We start from the raw sequence: 3,410 nt of genomic DNA, 5'->3' as shown, positions 1-3,410 counted from the left end.
GGGGGACATGCGTCAGCGACCGCCCCCAGGGATAAGGGCGGTCGCTGTGTGGCGGGTCCGTCAGGGACGGACCGTGTGGGTCACCGCAGGATGCCGTTGCCGACCTTGCGGCCCCACCACTTGCCGAGCCCCCAGGTGTCGCCCGCGTAGGTGGCGGCGACGACGATCAGGGCCAGAGCCTCGACCCAGTGGGAGTCGGTGATGGGGTTGGTCGCACGCTCTGCGTACATCGGGAGCTGCGCCAGGTACATGAAGAAGAGGAGCAGTCCGCCGGTCCAGGCGGCGATCTTGAGGCCCGCGCCCGCGAGGAGCGCGACGCCGATGCCGAGCAGGCCGATCATGAACAGCCAGTCGGACCAGGGGCCTGCGATGTTGGCGAAGAACTGGCCGAACGGGTTGTCGCCCTCGGCGCCGCCCTTCATGAAGCCCTGGGCCGGCGTGCCGCCGTTGATCCAGGCGCGCTCGGAGGCCGTCGAGAAGCCGAGGCCGAAGAGCTTGTCGACGAACGCCCAGATGAAGGTCCATCCCATGACGATGCGGAGGACTGCGAGGAAGCGACGAGCCCAGGCGGAGCGAACGATCTCCTCCTGGAAGGTGACGATGCCGTCCGCGGGGTGCTTGGTGTCGACGTCGTGAACCCGGCTGACTTCGTTGTGGTGAATGGTGGCCATGGATCTCATCTCCAGCTGTGTAGGTGATCCGGCAGGGCCTGTGCTGTCGGTACTACAGAGTGTAGTAGTTGATCGGTCACCACTCGCAAGCCACAGCAGTGTGATCTACGAGTCATTGCCGATTCCGGCTCGCCTAGAGTTGACGGATGCCGCCGCTCGCGACCTACCAGGATTTCTGCATCGACGCCACGAATGCCCCTGCCCTCGCTGAGTTCTGGGCTCCCCTCCTCGGCTGGGAGGCCCACCCGCACGACGACGGCGACGCCTGCCTGCGTCACGGCGATCAGGTCATGGCCTGGGTCAACCAGGTCCCCGAGCCAGTCACGGTCAAGAACCGGTTGCACCTCGACATCAACGCCAGTTCCCTTGATCCAGCTCTCGATTCAGGCGCTGTCATCGTCGACGACACGCAGCCCTGGACCGTGCTGCGCGACCCCGACGGCCAGCTCTTCTGCGTCTTCGTCCGCGATGAGCCTCTCGAGCGGCGGCGACCCTTCGAGCTCGTGTGGGACGTCACCGGTGGCGTCGACGAGACCCGGAGCCTAGCCGACTGGTGGGCCCAGGTGCTCGGCGTGCAGGCGCAGCACCTACCGGAGGACAGCCTGCTCGAGGACGTGCCAGGCTCGCCCTTCGAGTGCTTCGTCTTCGGGGCCGTCCCCGAGCCCAAGACGACGAAGAACCGCATCCACATCGACGTGACGACCGATGACCTGCCCGGCCTCCTCTCGGCCGGCGCCCACCGACTCCGCGCCAAGGGTGACGGCGGAATCGAGTGGGACGTGCTGCAGGATCCCGCAGGCAACGAGTTCTGCGCGTTCACGCGCGACTGAGCCCAGCGGCATACGACCACGTCTCTGCGGGCCGCCCCGCCCGCGGACCGAATCGCTCAGCGCACCCCGGTGCTGATCATCCGGGGGACCTCGAACTCGCCCGGGTCCTCCGCGAGGTCACGGATCAGCCCAGCGAGGGCGTCGACGGACCGCGACACGCCGCTGTAGGAGCCGTCGAGGCGGATCGGCCTGCAGAGGATGCGCGTGCCGGCGTTGCGGATGACGATCTCGTTCTCCGGCGCGCGGTCCGAGTTGCAGTGCACGAGAAGGCCGGTCGGCAGACCCATCGCCGACGTGTAGGCCACGAGGTTGAGGTAGTCGCGCGAGGCGAGGTAGCCGTCGGCCCCCATCGAGTAGGTCGCGTCGCCGACAAGGACGACCTCGTGCCCCCGCCGCACGATGAGATCCGGTGCCATGGTGAGCGCCCGGCCCTCGTCGAGCCACACGTCCTCGTCCGCCTCGATCCGCAGGTCGGGAGCGAGACGGTGGTCGAGCTCCTGGACGATCCAGCGGCGGAAGAGGTCGTCCATGTCGACCATGAGGCTGTGGGCCTGCTGGTCGCCCGCCTCGTGGCTCAGGGACATCGCCTGGAGGACGAGCCGCGAGAGACGCATCGCGTCGGCGTAGTGCTCGTTGAGCCGTGTGACCGGCACCGGCACCGCGTGCCTGGTCGCCGGCGTGTCGGCCACCCCGTCGAAGCGCCCGAGCACCCGCAACGCCTCACGCCGGACCTCCGGGGCGAGCTGCGGCCAGGAGAGCATCGCCTGGAGCGTGCAGCGGAAGAGCTGGTTCTCGGCGATGTCGGACGTGAAGTCGTCATAGCGGCACTGCGGCTCGGCCGCCGACCACGGACGCCGCGCGAACTCCTCGACGAGCAGACGCCCGCGGATGGTCCGCAGCTTCTCCTCGCGCCCGACGTAGCCGTGGACGAGACCACGCATCGTCGCCGCGTCGATGAGCCGGATCGCGAAGTGGGCGACCCCGTCGATGAGCTCGTCGGTGTCGGACCACGTCACCTGCTCGTGCTCGAACTGCTCGGGGCTCACCCCCGCACTGAGCATCGCGAAGAAGTTCGCGACCGACACCCGGGGCATCACCCGAACGACGAGCCCCGGCACGGCGAGGGCGCCGACCCAGCTCGTCGCGCCGATCGTCACGACGTCGGGATCGGCCGTCGCATGGATGATGAGCCGCTCGCCCGCCGCCGCGACGAGCGCAGCCCGCGTCTGCCGGTCGAGTCGGACGGGACCCGAGCGACCGTGCTCCGGGATCGGAGGGACCTCGATCGTCACTGCGCCGAGGTGGGCTGGACGCCGGCAGGGATGGCGAGGTCGAACTTGCCGTAACGGGCCCGGACGTTCTCCCAGCGGAACATCGCGAGCTCGTGCTCGCGGCCGTACAGCTGGTCCTCGATGAAGGGGTACACGTTGTAGTCCCAGATGCGCCGCAGGGTGGCCTCGTCGCCGTCGAGACCCGGGCGCATGAAGTACGAGTGGCCGATCTGCAGGTGCGGTCCCCGGAGGGCGCGCCGCAGGTCCTCGTTGACCCGGTCGACGAGGTCCGCGACCCAGACCGGCCCGTCGTGCGCCTCGAGCCAGCGGCGCAGCAGCCCCTCCATGGGGCCGTCGTGCGGCATGAACGGCACGAAGTCGAAGCGGCGGCGCAGCGCCGCGTCGACGAGGGCGATGGAGCGGTCGGCGGTGTTCATCGTGCCGATGAAGTAGAGGTTCGGCGGCAGCTCGAAGCCCTCGTCGGGACGGTAGGACGTCTTGACCGAGTGCGACCGGTACTCGAGGAGGAAGAGGAGCTCGCCGAAGACCCGCGGGAGGTTGGCCCGGTTGATCTCGTCGATGATCATGATGTGCGGCGTGAGCGGGTCCGCCTCGGCTGCCTCGGCGAGCAGGGCCAG

General features: G+C 68.9%; 4 protein-coding genes. 1 reads left to right on the top strand and 3 read right to left on the bottom strand.

The genetic code is table 11. The annotated features are described in order from the left end of the window. Positions 1-80: 80 nt before the first annotated feature. The gene (locus LOY02_RS18565; protein WP_317183850.1) at positions 81-671 is read right to left on the bottom strand and encodes a DoxX family protein; all 591 of its coding nucleotides are present in this window, start codon (positions 669-671) and stop codon (positions 81-83) included. Between the two features lie 146 nt (positions 672-817). On the opposite strand from LOY02_RS18565, the gene LOY02_RS18560 reads away from it, so the two are divergent. Beyond that, entirely contained in the window at positions 818-1,501 is a 684-nt protein-coding gene (locus tag LOY02_RS18560; RefSeq protein WP_317183849.1) for a VOC family protein, read from the top strand. Positions 1,502-1,557: 56 nt separating this feature from the next. On the opposite strand, the gene LOY02_RS18555 is transcribed toward LOY02_RS18560, so the two are convergent. Together LOY02_RS18555 and LOY02_RS18550 are read right to left on the bottom strand one after the other, a co-directional pair. Further along, complete coding sequence (locus tag LOY02_RS18555; protein ID WP_317183848.1) at positions 1,558-2,793, bottom strand: 5-methylcytosine restriction system specificity protein McrC; 1,236 nt, start codon at positions 2,791-2,793, stop codon at positions 1,558-1,560. Then, positions 2,790-3,410: AAA family ATPase (locus tag LOY02_RS18550; RefSeq protein ID WP_317183847.1), on the bottom strand; the 621-nt coding region annotated here is incomplete at its 5' end. The genes LOY02_RS18550 and LOY02_RS18555, both read right to left, overlap by 4 nt.

Source organism: Intrasporangium sp. (assembly GCF_032907665.1).
In the GTDB taxonomy this organism is placed as follows: domain Bacteria; phylum Actinomycetota; class Actinomycetes; order Actinomycetales; family Dermatophilaceae; genus Intrasporangium.
The sequence above is the reverse complement of the archived record's forward strand: the minus strand, read 5'-3'. Positions and strand labels throughout refer to the sequence as shown.